We start from the raw sequence: 16,506 nt of genomic DNA, 5'->3' as shown, positions 1-16,506 counted from the left end.
CATGACCCCCGAGCCCCTTCCCGACACATTGCCCGATATCGGCGGTCCGGCGCAGCCGCTTGTCACCTGCCGTGACCTGCGCAAGCATTTCCCGGTCAAGGGCGGCATCCTGGGCCGTCAGGTCGCCACGGTCCATGCCGTCGACGGTGTCTCATTCGAGGTGCGCAAGGGCGAGACGCTTGGCATTGTGGGCGAATCCGGCTGCGGCAAATCCACGACCGCCCGCCTGCTGATCGGGCTGATCCCGCCGGATCAGGGCGAGATCATCTTTGACGGCCGACAATTGGGCGAAGAGCTTTCCCTGCGCGAATTGCGGCGCGGCATCCAGATGGTGTTCCAAGACAGTTACGCCTCGCTCAATCCGCGCCTGACGGTCGAGGATTCCATCGCCTTCGGGCCGCGCATCAACGGTCTCGACAGACCGGTCGAGCGCGCGCGAGACATGATGGCGCGCGTCGGGCTCGAGCCTGCGCGCTTTGCCGGACGCTATCCCCATGAAATGTCGGGCGGCCAGCGACAGAGGGTCAATATCGCCCGCGCGCTCGCGATGTCGCCGCGTCTGGTCGTGCTGGACGAGGCGGTCTCGGCGCTGGACAAGTCGGTCGAGGCGCAGGTCCTGAACCTTCTCAACGAGCTGCGCCGCGATCTTGGGCTGACCTATGTCTTTATCAGCCACGACCTGAACGTGGTTCGCTATATCTCGGATCGGGTGCTGGTCATGTATCTGGGCGAGGTGGTCGAGATCGGCCCCGTGGACGAGGTCTATGCCGCCCAGGCCCATCCCTATACGGCCTCGCTCTTTGCGGCGATGCCCTCGATGGATCCGGACCGGCGGACGCTGGTTCCGCCGCTTTCGGGCGATCCGCCGAACCCGATCGACCCGCCTGCAGGCTGCCGCTTTCACACACGCTGCCGCTATGGAGAGCCGATCTGCGCCACGACAAAGCCGGTCTTGCGCAGCTTTGGCGAGAGCCGCGCGCATTGCGCGGCATGCCATATCCACGATCCGGCCTCGGGCCACAGCCTGTCCGGCAAGGATTTCATGCCCCAGGGATTGCCACGATGACTGCGCTTCTCGAACTCGACCGGTTGAATGTCACCTTCCATGGCGAGCAGACGATCCATGCGATCAATGACCTCAGCCTGCGTCTGGAACAAGGCGAAATGCTGGTGCTGCTGGGTGAATCCGGCTCGGGCAAATCGGTCACGCTCAAGACCCTGCTGCGCCTGCTGCCACCCGCCCGCAGCCGAGTGCAGGGCGGCATTACGGTTAATGGCGCCGATATCCTGGCCCTCTCGGGGCGGAAACTGCAAGAATATCGCGGCGGCGAAGTGTCGATGGTCTTTCAGGAACCGGCATTGGCGCTGGATCCGGTCTATCGCATCGGCGACCAGATCGCAGAGGCCGTGCGCCGCAAGAAAGGCGTCAGCCGGGCCGAGGCGCGGGCCACCGCGCTGGACATGCTGCGCCGCGTGCGCATCCCCTCGCCCGAGCGGAGAATGTCGAATTTCCCGCATGAACTGTCGGGCGGGATGCGTCAGCGGGCCATGATCGCGCTTGCGCTTGCCTGCCGACCGCGTCTCTTGCTGGCCGACGAGCCGACGACGGCGCTGGACGCCACGGTGCAGATCCAGATCCTGCTGCTGCTGCGCGAATTGCAGAAGGAATTCGGCATGGGGGTGATCTTCGTGACGCATGATATCGGGGTGGCCGTCGAAATATCGGACCGGATCGCGGTGATGTATGCGGGTCAGATCATCGAAGAGGGCAGCACGCATGAGATCATCAGGGATCCGCGTCATCCCTATACGCAGGGCTTGCTGGCCGCAAATCTGCACGATGCCGCGCCCGGAGAAAGGCTCGAGGCGATCCCGGGCGTGCCGCCGGCCCTCGACGCCAAGCCTGTCGCCTGCTCCTTCTCGCCGCGCTGTCCCCATGCACAACCGGGTTGCCGGGCGGATCTGCCGCCGGTCGTGAGCCTTGGACCGCGCCGCCATGTCTCGTGCCTGCTGGCGCAACAGGATATCGCGGCGCAATAGCCGTTTCAGAGCCCCAAGAGCAGCCGCATGCGCCGCATCGCCGCGGGGACCGGTTCGATGATCGGGACATTGAAGTCCGGGGCCAGCGCCCGTGCCGCCAAGGCCAAGGGGCCGCCGCCGACGATCACGGCCTCGGCGCCATTCTCGATCGCCATGTGTATCGTCTCGGCCAAGGCCTCGCTCAGACGCTCGGGGCGAGAGGTCAGTTCCGCGGGATCGCCCTGCGTATAAAAACAGCCCATGAACGCTGACCCGGTTCCGCTGGCCTCTACCCGGGCGCGGATCGCCGCATCAAGCAGCGGCGTTGTGGTCGCAATCGCATAGCGCCGGCCCCCGGCCGATGCTTCGAGAAAGCTGGCCTCGCCAATGCCGGTCACCGGCAGATCGAGACCTCCGCGTATGTCATCGAGACCCGGATCGCCAAAGGCGGCAACGATGATCCCGCGTGCCGCGAATGGCAAGGCACGCGCCATTTGCAAAGCGGCTTTTGCCCCGGTCGCCAGGGCCTTGGGGTCGGTGATGAGCGCCGCCCCGAAATCGGCGGTCAGGCCAGTGACGGCGATGTCGGGGCAGGTTTCCTGCGCGATGCCCACCATGGCGGCGGTGACCTGCGCCGAGCGATTGGGATTGAGGAGCGCGATCATGTCTTTTCGCCCATCACGTCACGGCACATGCATTGCCCTGCCCCCGCGGGTCATGGGCGCCAAGGGTTCTGCCCTCGGGCATGATCTGTATCGCGCCCGCACAGCCGAAGATCGGCGAGAGCGCCGGCAGGGTGGTGGTCTCATGGCCAAGCGCGGAGAGGGTCGAGAAGGTCTGCGCAGAAAGCGAGGCTTCCAGCTTCAGGCTGTCGCGACTGTCCGAAAAGCTTCGCCCCAAAAGAAAGCGCGGCATGGCCAATGCCTCGTCGGGCGGAAGACCCGCATCAATCAGCGCCGAGAGCAGCACGGCCAGCGTCTGGGGTTGGCCGTCCGCGCCCTGCGTGCCGTAAAGCAGATGCGGCATCCCGTCCCGCAATGCGATACCCGGATTGAGCGTGTAGAAGGGCCGCTTGCCCGGTTCGATCCGGTTGGGATGACCCGCAGCTGTCGCGAAGGCCGATCCTCGGTTCTGCCAGAGGACGCCTGTATCGCCAAGAACGACACCGCTGCCCCAGTCGAAATATGTGCTTTGCAGCGCGCTGACCGCGTTGCCCGATCCGTCAGTGACCGCAAAAAAGACCGTGTCGCCATGCTGGCAGGGCCGTGGCCAGGGCATTGCCCGTTCCGCATCTATCTTGGCCGCGCGCAGTGCCAGATGGTCCGAAGACAAGAGCCGCGCGATATCGCCCTCGGCCATCCCCTCGGCGATTTCGGCGCGGTCCAGAAAGGCCTGTTTCACCGCCTCGACCAGCAGATGCATCCGCGCGGCCTCGTCCCCCGAAAGGTCGAACTGGCCGAGGATGCCCATGATCTGCAGCGTCGTCAGCCCCTGCGTCGGCGGCGGCGGCGCAAGCAGGGTCAGGCCGCGATAGTCCAGTGCCAGCGGTTCGACCTCGCGGGTTCGGGTGGCGGCCAAATCCTGCGCGGTCAGGCAGGAGCCCACATCCGAGAGGCCCTCAGCGATCAGCCGCGCGGCTTCGCCGTCATAAAAGCTGCGCGGGCCGTCCGCCGCCATGAGACGCAGGAGCCCCGCCAGTCCGGGCTGCCGGAAATGTCCCGTCGCATCGCCAAAGGCCGTGCCAAAGCCGGGCCAAGCGGCCGATTCCAACGCCCGGTAGTCCAACCAGAAGCGCTGCGATGCCGAAGGCGTGAAACCGTCCTGCGCCAGCGCAAGAGCCGGCGCGACAAGCTGGTCGAATGTGGCGCGGCCCTCCCAATGGCTGCGCCCATGCGCGAGCAGCCTGTCCCAACCATCGACGACGCAGGCCGTCGTCAGCATCGACCCCGGCCCGCGCAGCGGCAATTCATCGGGCAGTTCCGGCAAGACCTGCGGCGCCTGACCGATGGCAAGCATGGCGCGATGCAACCCGCTGCGATCCGACAGCAGAAAGACCCCGTCGCCGCCAAGGCCGCAGAAATGCGGCATGACGACCGCAAGCGCGGCCCCCACCGCCAGGGCTGCCTCGGCGGCATTGCCGCCCCGGCGCAGCACCTCGCACCCCGCCATTGTCGCCAGCGGGTGGGGACTGGCGACCATGGGTTCGCAAACGGGTCTTTTCATTCCATATCCTGCCTCAGGGCCTGGAAAGCCCGCGTCCGGTCACGATGTTTCATTCGCTCGCGGGCGTGTAGTCAAGGCTGCGCTCGTCCCGCGCAGGCAGGAAATCGCGGGTGAATACGGCGGCGGCGGCGGGTTTGTTTTCAAGCCCGTAACCTTCGGCCACGATCTCGATCGAGCGTTCCAGCCGGGCATCGTCCAGATCGCCAAGGCCGAGACGCGCAACCTCGTCCGAGATAATCAGATTGTCATAGGAAAACAGCATCCGCGCCTTTTCCAGATCCGGCTTGGCCAGGTTGTCATAGGCGGTGACCGCGGCGACTCCGGCCTCTGGATCGCGGCCGATCTCGATCGCGGCGCGGTTGACGGCGCGCACGAGGCCCTTCACCGCCTCGGGGTTCTCGGCCATCAGCTTTTTCGAGACCATCATTCCGTTCGAATAGAGATCCAGACCGAAATCGCCGAAATTCAGCCAGTTGTAATCCTTGGCCGGGTCCTGGCGATTGTTCACGAGGTTAAACCAACTGGTGATGTTGAAGACGAGCGCGCCGTCGATATCGCCCTTGATCAGCATCGGCTCCTGCAGGTTCGGGGCCATGTTGTCGACCGCGACCTTGCCCATGTCGAGTTCATTCACGCGGCCCAGAACGGGCAACAGGCGAGTCGTCGGCGTCCCCTGCGCACCGCCAAGCTTCTTGCCTTCCAGATCCGCGGGCTTTTCGATGCCGCTCTGCTTCTTGCTGACGATCGTGAACGGTGGCTTGTTCCAAAGCTGATAGACCATGACCGGCGTTTCTTCCGGACGGGTCGCTGCATTCTGGATGATCGCATTGATATCGCCAAAACCCGCATCATAGGCCCCCGACATGATGCGGGTCACCGTCGCGGCCGAGCCTTCACCCTGGTCGATGGTGACATTCAGCCCCTCTTCCTTGAAATAGCCCTTGTCGAGCGCCAGCAGAAAGGGCGCGTCCGAGCCTTGGGTCTTCCAGCCCAGGGTAAACCGGATATCCGTCTCGGCCAGCGCGGGGGCGCCCAGCCCAAGGCTGACGGCAAAGGCGGTGATCATTCTGTGCAGCATGGGCAGATTCCTCTGGATCAGGTTGAAGCAAAGTCCGATTTGCGATTGGCCCAGCCCACGAAGCGCGTCTCGATCAGCGAAAAGACGACGTAGAGGGCGACGCCAAGAAAGGCGAGGATGAAGAGCCCGGCAAAGACCAGCGGTACGTCGAAATTCGACGAGGCCGACATCATGACGTTCCCGATCCCCTTGTTCGAGGCGACCGTCTCGGCCAGTACCGTGCCGACAAAGGCAAAGGTCGCGGCGATCTTGAGCGAGGCGAAAAAGAACGGCATGGTCCGCGGCAGGCCGACATTCAGGAGCAGATCCATCTTGCTGGCGCCGAGCGATTTCAGAACATCCTCGAGCTCGGGTTCGGTCGAGGCAAGTCCGGTCGCGATATTCACGACGATGGGGAAAAAGCACATGGCCAGCGCCGTCAGGACAGCGGGCAGCGGTCCCGCCCCGAACCACAGCACCAGCACCGGGACGACGGCCACCTTAGGGATCGAGGAAAAGCCGATCAGCAAGGGATAAGCCGTGTCATAGGCGATGCGAGATGTTCCGATCAGCGCACCGATCACGACACCGACGATTACGCCCAAGGCAAACCCGATCATGGTTGTCCACAGCGTTTGCAGGATATGCGGCCACAGCACATCCATCCGCGAAAACAAGGTGGCAAGGATCTGACTGGGCCGCGGCAGGATCAGGTCCGAGACTTGCAGCGCAAGGCAGAGCACCTCCCACAGAACAAAGAACCCCAGGATGAGCGCGGCGGCCCAAAGACGACGACGAAGCGGGTAACTCATCCGACCTCTGCGATCTGCGTCGAGCGGGCATCAATGATGCGTTCGCGCAAGCGTTGGTTCAGGGCGACGAAATCAGGCATGAAGGTCATTTCGACCGTGCGAGGACGAGGGAACTCGACAGGCCTGTCGTCGATGATGCGGCCTGGACGCGCGCTCATCACGCAGATGCGGGTGGCAAGAAAGCCCGCCTCCTTCAGATCATGGGTCACGAGCATGACCGTGGGGCGGCGTTTCATCCAGAGCGCCTGCATCGTGCCCCATAGCTCTTCGCGGGTGAACTGATCCAGCGCCCCGAAGGGTTCATCAAGCAACAGAAGGCTTGGCTCATGGATGAGCGCTCGGCAAAGGTTCGCCCGTTGCAACATCCCTCCCGAAAGCTGCCAGGGATAATGATTGGTGAATTTCGACAGCCCGACATCGTCCAGCAACGCATGTACCCTGTCGCGGAACTCGGTCTTGCGCTTCAGGCGGTATTCGTTGCGAAAGGGGCGCACGATCTTCAAGGGCAGCATCACATTCCGTTCGATCGTGAGCCAGGGCAGCAAGGTCGGGTTCTGAAATGCCATGCCGACCCGCAGCGCCCTGGCGGCGACTTCGCGCCCGCCGACGATGACATTCCCGCTGCTCGGCCGCAAAAGTCCGCTCGCAAGCTTGAGGATGGTGGATTTGCCGCAACCCGAAGGACCGACCAGCGCGAGAAACTCGCCCTCGGCAAGACGCAGGTCGGTCGGCTGCAACGCATGAACCTTAGCCTCGCCCCGTCCAAAGGCGACCGAAGCGCGGGAGAGTTCGACCGCGTCACGCGGGCGTATGCTGCTTTCGGCAATATCCATCAGCCTCCCTTTCGGCAAAGTGCATGCACTTATCGCATGCTTAAATTGAGGCTTCGCATTCCGGCAATAAGGGATTACTTTCCCCTTCAGGCAATTCGCGCGCTGCCGAAATTTGGCGCGCAACTGCATGCGATTTGGGCAGGACGGCGACCGAGGAAGACAATGACCGCAAGCAAGGCCCGCAGCGGCGATGGCGACCGTTTCGGGAAAATCTGCCAAGGCATCCGCCGCGCGATCCTTGAAGCGGCGCTGATGCCCGGCGACCGACTGCCCGAAGATTCGCTGGGCGAAAGCTTTGGCGTCAGCCGTACCATCGCGCGGCACGCGCTGGGACAACTGGCCGCCGAGGGTCTGGTGGAATTGCGCCGCAACCGCATCGCCACGGTCTCGGCCCCGACGCCTTCGGACGCACGCGATATTTTCGATATCCGCGTGGCCTTGGAGCGGCAGGTGGTTCAGCATCTCGCGGGCACTCTGACCGATCCGCAGGTGGCCGAACTCAAGGCCATTGTCGAGGCGGAGCATGCGGCGCGGCATGGCCCTGACGGGGCCTCGATCCGGCTTGCGACCGAATTCCACATCCGCTTAGCAGAGCTGACGCGCAAGCCGATCCTGATCCGCTATGTCACGGAAATCTGTTACCGCGCCGGGTTGTCTCTGTCATCTCTGGGGCGGCCTCACTCGTCGGAATGCGCTATAAATGAACATCTTGCGCTGATCGAGGTGATCCGCACCGGCCCGTCAGACAAGGCGAGCCAGATGATGGCAGAGCATCTCGAGGCCGTGGCGTCGCGGGCGCTTCTCGGCGGCGAAGGGCGACAGGCGCGCGACCTCGTCAGCATCCTGCAACCCTATGCCGAGGACTGATCAGCGCCGCGCGCAGCTTGGGTCCAGGATCCACTCCGCGCTGTCGTTCCATACATCCGTGTTCAGGATCAGCCCATCGCGCACGACAAAGCGATCCACATAGCGGTTATGGTCAAACGGCGTGCCATCGGGCCATTCGCCGTAGAGATAGCCAAGACTATAGACGATGGTTTCTTGCTCACCGGGCACGACGTCGTAGCGTTCGATCCGCTTCTTGACCCATTTATACCGCGCCGCATTGAACGTGGTTGGCCCCGAGGGGGTGTCGAATTCGCGATTGCCCGTGAAGCGGCACCGAAATTCCGGCGAGACATAGCGCGCCGCGCGCTTCGGATCCGGAGCCATCGAGGCATCCAGGTAATCCTTGACCGCTTGCAGGTCAGTTTCTGCTTTCTGCGTCATTCCCATGCTCCATTCATTGCAATGATGTACAATAACTGCATACAGTTTTATCGCAAGATAACGTGAAGGCGAGATCCGGATGCCAGATGACAAGATTGACCTGCTGCTTGCCAATGCGCGTCTGGACGATGGTCCGGATCTGCGCGATCTGGCGATACGGGAGGGACGGTTCGTTCCGCTGCCGACGGATTGCAGGCATGTCCTGCAGCGGATCGATCTGGAGGGGAAGCTGGTTCTGCCCGGCTTTGTCGAGACCCATATCCATCTGGACAAGGCTCGGCTGACCTGCGCCTGCGGCCAAGGAACGACCCTCGCGCAGGCCGTGGCCGAGGTCTCGGCCATGAAGCGGCACTTCACCCCCGAGGATGTCCACGCACGTGCGGCAAAAGTCATCGAGGCGGCGATCCTGCAGGGCACGATGCACATGCGCAGCCATGTCGAGGTCGATCCCCGGGCGGGGCTTCGCAGCCTTGAGGCGGTCCTGCGTCTGCGCGAGGAATACCGGTTCGCGCTGGATCTCTCGATCTGCGCTTTTGCGCAGGAAGGGCTGACCAATGATCCCGGCACCGAGGAATTGCTGCATCAGGCCCTGACCCGCGGCGCGGATCTTCTGGGCGGTTGCCCCTATACCGATGCCGAACCCGAAACCCAGATTGTCCGGCTGTTCGACATGGCGGCCGCGCATGATGTCGATCTGGATTTCCATCTAGATTTCGACCTGGACCCAAATTGGAGCCATATGGATGCGATCTGCGAGGCGACGATCCGTCATGGCTGGCAGGGACGTGTCAATATCGGCCATGTCACCAAGCTTGCCGCCATGGGTGATGCGGCGATCACACGCTACGCCGACCTGCTTGCCTCGGCCGGGGTGTCGGTGACGGCATTGCCCTCGACCGATCTTTATCTCAATGGCGGCGCTCAGGCCTTTCGGTCGGCCCGCGGAATCGCGCCGGTCCACCTGCTTGCCGAGAGAGGGGTCACGGTATCGGTCGCGACGAATAATGTGATGAACCCGTTTACCCCCTATGGCGACTGCTCGCTACTGCGGATCGCCAATCTCTACGCCAATGCCATGCGGATCGGGCCGGACGGATTCGCGCCCTGCATGGAGATGATCGGCTCGGGTGCCGCCCGCATCCTTCGCTTGCGGGATTACGGTCTGCGGATCGGCGACCGGGCGGATCTTGTCGTATTGGACGCCGTTTCGGTCGGCGAGGCATTCGCCGGGATCGTCCCTCCGGCAATGGGTTTCAAATCGGGCGTCCTAAGCTTTCAGCGCCCAAGCGCAAGGATCTGCCACCCGGGATTTTCATCTTTACAGCCCTCTGATATTTGATATATCAGATTTCAAGTTTGAGATCATCGCACCGGAGGAGCCATGTCGCGCGACCATGCGACGCTTACGCCTCTTGAGCCGCAGGCTTTCGCGGGGCTGCGGGAACATGTGCATCGCGCTTTGCGACAGGTCATCCTGTCGGGCGAATATGCGCCGGGCGCGCGTCTGAATGAACGCGCCATTGCCGAGCAGCTTGGCGTCAGCACGACGCCCGTGAAAGAGGCCCTGCGCCTTCTGGAAGCCGACGGTCTTGTGTGCAGCAAGCCGCGCAGCGGCGTGATCGTGAATTTCGACATGGCATGGGCCGAAGAGATGATCCTGGCCCGGGCCGCCATAGAATCGACCATCGCGCGGCTGGCCGCGCAGCGGGTGAGCACAGCCGACACGCCGGTTCTGGAAGCGATCCTCGTCGAGATGCGCCGCGCCACGTCTGAGAGCAGTGCAGAGGATCTCATGCGCCTGAACGAGGTCTTTCACCGCCAGATCCGATCACTGGCGCGGGCGAACTATCTGGGCCGTCTGAACGACAGGCAGGATCTTTACGATTCCGATGCCCGCAGGGTCATTCATTCCGATCCCGCCGAGCGTGCCCGCGCCCTGGCCGAGCATGACGCCATCGGACGGGCGGTGATCGCAGGGGATGCCGAGGCCGCCGAAGCCGCGATGAAGGCCCATGTCCTGCGCGCCGGCGAAACATATCTCGATCTCGTTTTCCGCAATAAAGAAGGGCCTAGCTCGTGACCAAGGACATGAATTCGATCCGCCAGATACTGGCCGGCATATCCGGCGTTCCGGTCACCCCCTATGACACGACCGGCAAGATCGACGAGGCGCTGCTGGCGAGTCTGATTGCGCGCCTTGCCCAGGCCGGGATCCACAATCTGATGGCGGCGGGCAATACTGGCGAATTCTTCTCGCTTTCCTTGGACGAGATCCGCCGCGTCCATGCCGTCACCGCCGAGGCTGCGGCTGGCAAGACGCTGGTCAGCGCGGCGGTCGGCCGCTCGCTGACCGAGGCAAAGGCGCTGGCCCGGGACGCAATCTCGGCCGGATGCGGTGCGATCATGAGCCACCACCCGATGGACCCCTTTGCCGGCCCCGAGGCGCAGGTCGACTATTTCCTTGCACTTGCCGAGGCCTCGACCGTTCCGGTCATCGCCTATGTGCGCACCGACACTTTCCCGGTCGCGCAATTCCGCCGCCTTGGCGCGCATGAGAATATTGCCGGGGTGAAATTCGCCTCGCCCAATCTGATGCTGCTGGCCGATGTCATCCGCGCGACCAAGGATCTGCCGACGATCTGGGTCTGCGGTCTGGCCGAGGCGTGGGCCCCGGCCTTTTACGCGATCGGCGCGCAGGGTTTCACATCGGGTTTCGTGAATGTCTTTCCCGAGATTTCGCTCTCGGTCCATCGGGCATTGGTCCGGGGCGATTTTGCGCAGGCCCGCGAATTGATCGACCGCTTCGCCGGCTTCGAGGAACTCCGCACCCGTAATCGCAACGGCTCGAATGTCACGGTGGTCAAGGAGGCGCTTGCCATCCTAGGCTATGAGGTCGGCGCGGTCCGCCTGCCCGGCGTGCCGCGCCTGACTTCTGCCGAGCGCGGCGAACTCGAGGCGATCATCGCCGCGCAAAAGGCCGCCTAGCCGCGGGCGCGGCTTGCCTCACCCCTTCGCCTGCGCCATGCTTGAATTATCGTGGGAAAGGGCAGCGCCATGTTTCGACACGCATTCATGCTTCTGGCAATTGGAATGGCCGGGCCCGCCACAGCCCAGCAGGCGGCGGATGTGCTTGCACCCGAAGCCGCCACCGCCCCAGCGGAAGCCGAGGTCTGGGCCGGTCTGGGCGTGCAGGCGACCGAAGCGCTTAGGGCAAAGGGCGCGGGCCAGCCGGTCAGGGGCAAGGACTGGATGGTCAGCGCCGCCAATCCGCTGGCGGTCGAAGCTGGCGCCCGGATCCTTGAGCAGGGCGGTAGCGCCATCGATGCAATGGTGGCGGTGCAGAGCGTCCTGGGTCTGGTTGAGCCGCAAAGCTCGGGGCTGGGCGGGGGCGCATTCCTCATTTGGTTCGACGCCGCGACGGGGGGAATGACGACGCTCGATGCGCGTGAAACCGCCCCCATGGCGGCGCGTCCGGTGCTGTTTCAGGATGAGGCCGGAAAGCCGCTGAAATTCATGGATGCGGTCGTCGGCGGCCGTTCCGTCGGAACACCGGGGACGCCTGCCCTGCTTGAAGCCGCGCATCGCAGATGGGGAAAGGCGAACTGGGCCAGCCTGTTCGAGGATGCGATCCGACTGGCGGAAGACGGCTTTGCCGTCTCGCCGCGCCTCGCGGAACTGGTCGCGGCCGAGGGGGAGGCTTTGCAGCGTTATCCCGACACGGCCAATTATTTCTTTCCTGACGGCAAGCCGGTGGCCGCGGGCAACCGCCTCGCCAATCCCGCCTATGCTGAGACGCTGCGAATCCTTCAGCGCGAAGGCGCGGCGGGCTTCTATTCCGGCCCGGTCGCGCAGGATATCGTCGCGACGGTGCGCAAAGCCACCGGCAATCCGGGAATGCTGGCCATGTCCGACCTCGCGGCCTATCGCGTGATCGAACGGCCCCCGGTCTGCGTCGCCTATCGTGCCCATGACATCTGCGGGATGGGGCCGCCTTCGTCCGGGGGGCTGACCGTGGGACAGATCCTCGGGATGCTGGAGGGATTTGATCTGGCTCAGCTTGGGGCCGAAAACCCGGAAAGCTGGCGGCTGATCGCCGATGCCTCGCGTCTGGCCTTTGCCGATCGCGAACGCTTCATGGCAGATGCCGATTTCGTGCCGGTTCCCGTCAAGGGACTGATCGACAAAGCCTATCTGGCCGAACGCGCCAAGCTTCTGGCCGGGGACGACAGCCTGCCCGAAGTCAGCGCGGGATCGCCGGGCTGGACCCATGCGGGGCTATGGGGCCGGGACAATTCGCTGGAGCTGCCCTCGACGACGCATATCTCGATCGTGGATGCCGAGGGCAATGCACTGTCGATGACCACGACCATCGAGAACGGCTTCGGCGCGCGGCTGTTCGTTCGTGGCTTCCTGCTCAACAACGAGTTGACCGATTTCAGCTTTGCGACCCGGGATGAGTCCGGCGCTGCGGTTGCCAATGCCCTTGCGCCGGGCAAGCGGCCGCGCTCCTCCATGGCGCCGACCATCGTCCTGCGTGACGGAAAACCCGTTCTGGTGATCGGATCTCCGGGCGGCAGCCGCATCATCGGCTATGTCGCCCGAGCCATCATTGCCCATCTGGACTGGGGGCTGGACGTGCAGCGGGCGGTCGCGGCACCGCATGTCCTGTCACGCTTTGGTCCTGTCGATATCGAGACGGGGACGGGCGCGGGCGCATTGGCCGCGCCGCTGGCAGAGATGGGTTTCGAGATCAACGAAACCGAGTTGAACTCTGGCTTGCAGGCGATTGCGGTCACACCGCAGGGGCTGGAGGGCGGGGCCGATCCACGCCGCGAGGGCATTGCCATCGGCGGCTGACCCCGCCGCGCGCGACATTCGCGACGCGTCGGACCCCGTTCCGGTCAGGCGGGATCCACCCTGACCCCAGCGCATCCCACCTATCGGCAAAGCAAGCCACGTCGCCCGTGATGGCGACGGCATCCGCCGGCTTCCTAAAGCCGGTCGCGAGAGGGTGATTGACCCTGCTTGCCGCGACATCGCCATGCCCCCGCTGCATGCCCTGCTCCACTGCGTTTCGCGGCGCAAGACCTGCCGTCAAAGGCTGGCAAAAAGGACGACATTTCGCGCAAGGCAAGGAAAGGGTTTAATTTCACGATTAGTTCTGTATGTTTCACGCACTCGCATGGGCCAAATGCCCTCCAAGTCAACAGGGCCAGCCACGGCCCGCGGACCGATCTGCGGCATGTTTCGCGTTCTTGTCCGCCCGCCCCATCGGGGCCAGAAAACTGGAGAATTTCCTTAATGCGCAAGATTCTTGCATCGACCAGCTTTGCCCTATTGGGACTGACCGCTCCGGCTTTTGCCGCCGAGGAATGCGGCAATATCAGCGTCGCCGAGATGAACTGGGCTTCGGCAGGGCTCGCGGCCTGGGTCGACAAGATCATTCTGGAAGAGGGTTACGATTGCGATGTCGCGCTGATTGCCGGCGACACGATGCCCACCTTTACCTCGATGAATGAAAAGGCCGAGCCCGACATGGCCCCCGAGCTTTGGGTCAATGCCGTCAAGGAGCCGCTCGACAAGGCCGTCGCCGAAGGGCGGATCGAACTGCCCAGCAAGATCCTGTCCGATGGCGGGGTCGAAGGGATCTGGGTGCCGACCTGGTTCGCCGAAAAGCATGACATCAAGACGCTCAAGCAGGCCCTCGCCCATCCCGAACTCTTTCCCGGAGCCGAGGATGGCGACAAGGGAGCCTGGTTCGGCTGCCCGCCGGGTTGGGCCTGTCAGGCCATCAACCGCAACCAATATATGGGTGCGGGGGCCGAGGAAAAGGGCTTCGACCTGATCGACTCGGGTTCAGCCGCGGCGCTGGACGGCTCGATCGCGCGCGCCTTCAACCGCGAAGAAGGCTGGCTGGGCTATTACTGGGCCCCGACCGCGATCCTGGGACAGTATGACATGACCCGGCTGGCCCTTGACGCCGAGTTGGACCGCGAGAAATGGGACAGCTGCATGGTCAAGTCCGATTGCGCCGAACCCGAGGTGATGGAATGGCCGGTCTCGGACGTCTTCACTGCCGTCACCAGCGAATTCGCGGCCAAGGCCGGACCCGCGATGTCCTATGTCGAGGCGCGAAGCTGGTCCAATGAGACGGTGAACACGATGCTGTCCTGGATGGTCGAGAACCAGGCCAGCAACGAGGATGGCGCATATCATTTCCTCGAGACCTATCCCGAGATCTGGGCCGCCTGGGTCCCGGCCGAGATCTCGGAAAAGATCAAGGCGGCGCTCTGATCCGCATCGATCCGATCTGAAAGGGCGGGGCCAGATAACTGGCCTCGCCCCTTACTGTCTCAGTGAAAGAACCAATGGACCTTATTCAGTTTCCGGAAATGAGCCGATCCAGCCTGCGCGCGCTGCGTCAGACTGTCGATGGCGCCTTTCGCGACTTTACCCGCGCATGGGGCGAAACGCTCGAAACCCTGTTCTCGCCCCTGCAAAGCCTTTTGACCTTCATCGAAAACCTGCTGATCCATTCACCCTGGATCCTCGTTCTGGCCGGGATCGCCGCAGCCATCGGGCTGGTTAGCCGCAGCACCCGCATTACCTTGGGATCTGTCATCGCGCTGCTCCTCGTGGGCTATCTGGGCATGTGGGAGGACACCATGCGCACCATCGCCATGGTCGCGGTCTGCACCGTCATGGCGGTGGTGATCGGCCTGCCCATCGGCATTCTCATGGCGCAATCGAACCGAACCAGCATGGTCGTGACCCCGCTTCTGGACATGATGCAGACCATGCCGAGCTTTGTCTATCTGATCCCGGTGGTGATGATCTTCGGCCTGGGCAAGGTTCCCGGTGTGATCGCGGTCGTCATCTATGCAATTCCGCCCGTCATTCGGCTGACCAATCTGGGCATCCGCCATGTCAGCGCCGACGTCCTTGAAGCGGCCGAGGCCTTTGGCGCGTCGCATTGGCAGAAGTTGCGCGATGTGCAATTGCCGCTGGCCCTGCCCAGCATCATGGCCGGCGTGAACCAGACCATCATGATGAGTCTGGCCATGGTCGTCATCGCCTCGATGATCGGGGTGCGCGGGCTGGGCCAGCCGGTGCTGCAGGCGATCAACCAGCAATATTTCACCATGGGCATCATGAACGGGCTGGCGATCGTCGCCATTGCCATCATTCTCGACCGCACCACGCAGGCCTATGGCAAGCGGCTGCAAAAACATGCCGAGGCCGGAAAATGAGCGATATCGAGATCCGAAATGTCTACAAGATCTTCGGCCCCGAGGCCGACCGCCATATCGCGGCGGTCAAGGCCGGGCTGACAAAGGCAGAGCTGAACGACCGCCACAACCACGTTCTGGGCCTGCATGACATCAACCTGACCATTCCCCAGGGCAAGATCACCGTGGTGATGGGGCTGTCGGGTTCGGGAAAATCGACGCTGATCCGGCATATCAACGGGCTGATCCGCCCGACCTCGGGCGAGGTTCTCTATGACGGGCGCGATGTCGTCACCATGTCCCCGCCCGAATTGCGGGCCTTTCGCCGCGAAAAGACCGCGATGGTGTTCCAGAAATTCGCGCTGTTGCCGCATCGCACCGTGCTGCAGAACACGGTCTATGGTCTGGACATCCGCGGCCTTCCGCGCGCAGAGGCAGAGCGCCGCGCGCGACACTGGATCGAGCGCGTCGGGCTTTCGGGCTATGAGGATTATTACCCGCGCCAGCTTTCCGGTGGCATGCAGCAGCGTGTCGGGCTGGCCCGTGCGCTCAGCAATGATGCCGAAATCCTGCTGATGGACGAGGCCTTCTCGGCGCTGGACCCGCTGATCCGAGTGGATATGCAGTCCATCCTGCTGGAACTGCAAAAAGAGCTGGAAAAGACCATCATCTTCATCACCCATGATCTCGACGAGGCCTTGCGTCTGGGCGACAAGATCGCGGTTCTGCGCGACGGCGCGATCCAGCAGGTCGGCTCCGGCCAAGAGATCGTGCTTCGGCCCGCCACGCCCTATATCGCGGATTTCGTACGCGAGGTGAACCGCGGCCGCATCCTGCAGGCGCGGACCATTGCCCAGCCCACCGAGGGCGGCGGAGCGCTGCCTGCGATGGTGGTTCCGGCCCATATGCCTCTGGATCAGGTCGCGCGGCGCATGACGCGCCAAGGGGCTGCCTTTGCGCAGGTGCAGGACCGTGCCGGCACCCATCTTGGCGTGATCGACCTGCCCGCAATCCTCGAGGCGATGGTCAATCCGGCGGATGCGGAACCGGCGTGACAGGTAAGG

At 63.5% G+C, this 16,506-nt stretch carries 16 protein-coding genes; 10 read left to right on the top strand and 6 right to left on the bottom strand.

Features of this window, described 5'->3' with window-relative positions:
- Position 1 precedes the first annotated feature (1 nt).
- Both ESZ60_RS12480 and ESZ60_RS12475 read left to right on the top strand, forming a co-directional pair.
- Positions 2–1,066, top strand: coding sequence for an ABC transporter ATP-binding protein (locus ESZ60_RS12480; RefSeq protein ID WP_134681063.1), 1,065 nt, complete (start codon positions 2–4; stop codon positions 1,064–1,066).
- Positions 1,063–2,040, top strand: coding sequence for an ABC transporter ATP-binding protein (locus ESZ60_RS12475; RefSeq protein ID WP_134681061.1), 978 nt, complete (start codon positions 1,063–1,065; stop codon positions 2,038–2,040). The genes ESZ60_RS12480 and ESZ60_RS12475 overlap by 4 nt, the downstream gene beginning before the upstream one ends.
- A 5-nt stretch (positions 2,041–2,045) precedes the next feature.
- Here the strand turns inward: ESZ60_RS12475 and ESZ60_RS12470 are convergent, their stop codons facing one another.
- The 5 genes from ESZ60_RS12470 to ESZ60_RS12450 are packed head-to-tail and all read right to left on the bottom strand — an operon-like array spanning position 2,046 to position 6,944.
- Entirely contained in the window at positions 2,046–2,684 is a 639-nt protein-coding gene (locus ESZ60_RS12470; protein ID WP_134681059.1) for an aspartate/glutamate racemase family protein, read from the bottom strand.
- Positions 2,685–2,697: 13 nt separating this feature from the next.
- Complete coding sequence (locus ESZ60_RS12465) at positions 2,698–4,242, bottom strand: gamma-glutamyltransferase family protein (protein WP_245155685.1); 1,545 nt, start codon at positions 4,240–4,242, stop codon at positions 2,698–2,700.
- A gap of 49 nt (positions 4,243–4,291) precedes the next feature.
- A complete protein-coding gene (locus tag ESZ60_RS12460) occupies positions 4,292–5,320 on the bottom strand; it encodes an ABC transporter substrate-binding protein (protein ID WP_134681057.1) in 1,029 nt (342 codons plus the stop codon).
- A gap of 17 nt (positions 5,321–5,337) precedes the next feature.
- On the bottom strand, positions 5,338–6,111 hold the full coding sequence (locus ESZ60_RS12455) for an ABC transporter permease (protein ID WP_134681055.1): 774 nt from the start codon (positions 6,109–6,111) through the stop codon (positions 5,338–5,340).
- Positions 6,108–6,944 (bottom strand): ABC transporter ATP-binding protein, encoded by an 837-nt coding sequence (locus ESZ60_RS12450; protein ID WP_134681053.1) that lies wholly within the window; start codon positions 6,942–6,944, stop codon positions 6,108–6,110. Before ESZ60_RS12450 ends, ESZ60_RS12455 begins: the two co-directional genes overlap by 4 nt.
- A 162-nt stretch (positions 6,945–7,106) precedes the next feature.
- On the opposite strand from ESZ60_RS12450, the gene ESZ60_RS12445 reads away from it, so the two are divergent.
- Positions 7,107–7,811 carry a GntR family transcriptional regulator gene (locus ESZ60_RS12445; RefSeq protein WP_134681051.1) on the top strand — a complete coding sequence of 235 codons (705 nt, stop codon included), beginning with the start codon at positions 7,107–7,109 and terminating at the stop codon, positions 7,809–7,811.
- Here ESZ60_RS12445 and ESZ60_RS12440 read toward each other — a convergent pair whose 3' ends face one another.
- The gene (locus ESZ60_RS12440; protein ID WP_134681049.1) at positions 7,812–8,213 is read right to left on the bottom strand and encodes a nuclear transport factor 2-like protein; all 402 of its coding nucleotides are present in this window, start codon (positions 8,211–8,213) and stop codon (positions 7,812–7,814) included.
- 79 nt (positions 8,214–8,292) lie between these two features.
- On the opposite strand from ESZ60_RS12440, the gene ESZ60_RS12435 reads away from it, so the two are divergent.
- The 7 genes from ESZ60_RS12435 (at position 8,293) to ESZ60_RS12405 (ending at position 16,497) form a co-directional block, all read left to right on the top strand.
- Positions 8,293–9,552 carry an amidohydrolase family protein gene (locus ESZ60_RS12435; RefSeq protein WP_134681048.1) on the top strand — a complete coding sequence of 420 codons (1,260 nt, stop codon included), beginning with the start codon at positions 8,293–8,295 and terminating at the stop codon, positions 9,550–9,552.
- A gap of 42 nt (positions 9,553–9,594) precedes the next feature.
- On the top strand, positions 9,595–10,293 hold the full coding sequence (locus ESZ60_RS12430; RefSeq protein WP_134681046.1) for a GntR family transcriptional regulator: 699 nt from the start codon (positions 9,595–9,597) through the stop codon (positions 10,291–10,293).
- Positions 10,290–11,198: a dihydrodipicolinate synthase family protein gene (locus tag ESZ60_RS12425; RefSeq protein WP_209021295.1), complete on the top strand. Its 909-nt coding sequence runs from the start codon at positions 10,290–10,292 to the stop codon at positions 11,196–11,198. The genes ESZ60_RS12430 and ESZ60_RS12425 overlap by 4 nt, the downstream gene beginning before the upstream one ends.
- 69 nt (positions 11,199–11,267) lie before the next feature.
- Positions 11,268–13,070 carry a gamma-glutamyltransferase gene (gene ggt, locus ESZ60_RS12420; protein ID WP_134681044.1) on the top strand — a complete coding sequence of 601 codons (1,803 nt, stop codon included), beginning with the start codon at positions 11,268–11,270 and terminating at the stop codon, positions 13,068–13,070.
- A 444-nt stretch (positions 13,071–13,514) separates the two neighbouring features.
- Positions 13,515–14,507 carry a glycine betaine ABC transporter substrate-binding protein gene (locus ESZ60_RS12415; protein WP_134681042.1) on the top strand — a complete coding sequence of 331 codons (993 nt, stop codon included), beginning with the start codon at positions 13,515–13,517 and terminating at the stop codon, positions 14,505–14,507.
- Between the two features lie 74 nt (positions 14,508–14,581).
- A complete protein-coding gene (locus tag ESZ60_RS12410) occupies positions 14,582–15,463 on the top strand; it encodes an ABC transporter permease (protein WP_134681041.1) in 882 nt (293 codons plus the stop codon).
- On the top strand, positions 15,460–16,497 hold the full coding sequence (locus tag ESZ60_RS12405; RefSeq protein ID WP_134681039.1) for a quaternary amine ABC transporter ATP-binding protein: 1,038 nt from the start codon (positions 15,460–15,462) through the stop codon (positions 16,495–16,497). The genes ESZ60_RS12410 and ESZ60_RS12405 overlap by 4 nt, the downstream gene beginning before the upstream one ends.
- The last annotated feature ends 9 nt before the right edge of the window (positions 16,498–16,506 follow it).

It is taken from the genome of Paracoccus ravus, assembly GCF_004522175.1.
GTDB lineage: Bacteria > Pseudomonadota > Alphaproteobacteria > Rhodobacterales > Rhodobacteraceae > Paracoccus > Paracoccus ravus.
Note: the sequence above shows the minus strand (reverse complement) of the source record. Positions and strands in the feature narration are given on the sequence as shown.

What these genes read in the sequence shown, in the direction of transcription:
- ESZ60_RS12475 (WP_134681061.1), top strand. Translation starts at nt 1,063, where the DNA reads ATGACTGCGCTTCTCGAACTCGACCGGTTGAATGTCACCTTCCATGGC.
- ESZ60_RS12415 (WP_134681042.1), top strand. Translation starts at nt 13,515, where the DNA reads ATGCGCAAGATTCTTGCATCGACCAGCTTTGCCCTATTGGGACTGACC.
- ESZ60_RS12430 (WP_134681046.1), top strand. Translation starts at nt 9,595, where the DNA reads ATGTCGCGCGACCATGCGACGCTTACGCCTCTTGAGCCGCAGGCTTTC.
- ESZ60_RS12480 (WP_134681063.1), top strand. Translation starts at nt 2, where the DNA reads ATGACCCCCGAGCCCCTTCCCGACACATTGCCCGATATCGGCGGTCCG.
- ESZ60_RS12465 (WP_245155685.1), bottom strand. Translation starts at nt 4,242, where the DNA reads ATGAAAAGACCCGTTTGCGAACCCATGGTCGCCAGTCCCCACCCGCTG.
- ESZ60_RS12445 (WP_134681051.1), top strand. Translation starts at nt 7,107, where the DNA reads ATGACCGCAAGCAAGGCCCGCAGCGGCGATGGCGACCGTTTCGGGAAA.
- ESZ60_RS12440 (WP_134681049.1), bottom strand. Translation starts at nt 8,213, where the DNA reads ATGACGCAGAAAGCAGAAACTGACCTGCAAGCGGTCAAGGATTACCTG.
- ESZ60_RS12460 (WP_134681057.1), bottom strand. Translation starts at nt 5,320, where the DNA reads ATGCTGCACAGAATGATCACCGCCTTTGCCGTCAGCCTTGGGCTGGGC.
- ESZ60_RS12405 (WP_134681039.1), top strand. Translation starts at nt 15,460, where the DNA reads ATGAGCGATATCGAGATCCGAAATGTCTACAAGATCTTCGGCCCCGAG.
- ESZ60_RS12450 (WP_134681053.1), bottom strand. Translation starts at nt 6,944, where the DNA reads ATGGATATTGCCGAAAGCAGCATACGCCCGCGTGACGCGGTCGAACTC.
- ESZ60_RS12410 (WP_134681041.1), top strand. Translation starts at nt 14,582, where the DNA reads ATGGACCTTATTCAGTTTCCGGAAATGAGCCGATCCAGCCTGCGCGCG.
- ESZ60_RS12455 (WP_134681055.1), bottom strand. Translation starts at nt 6,111, where the DNA reads ATGAGTTACCCGCTTCGTCGTCGTCTTTGGGCCGCCGCGCTCATCCTG.
- ESZ60_RS12470 (WP_134681059.1), bottom strand. Translation starts at nt 2,684, where the DNA reads ATGATCGCGCTCCTCAATCCCAATCGCTCGGCGCAGGTCACCGCCGCC.
- ESZ60_RS12435 (WP_134681048.1), top strand. Translation starts at nt 8,293, where the DNA reads ATGCCAGATGACAAGATTGACCTGCTGCTTGCCAATGCGCGTCTGGAC.
- ggt (WP_134681044.1), top strand. Translation starts at nt 11,268, where the DNA reads ATGTTTCGACACGCATTCATGCTTCTGGCAATTGGAATGGCCGGGCCC.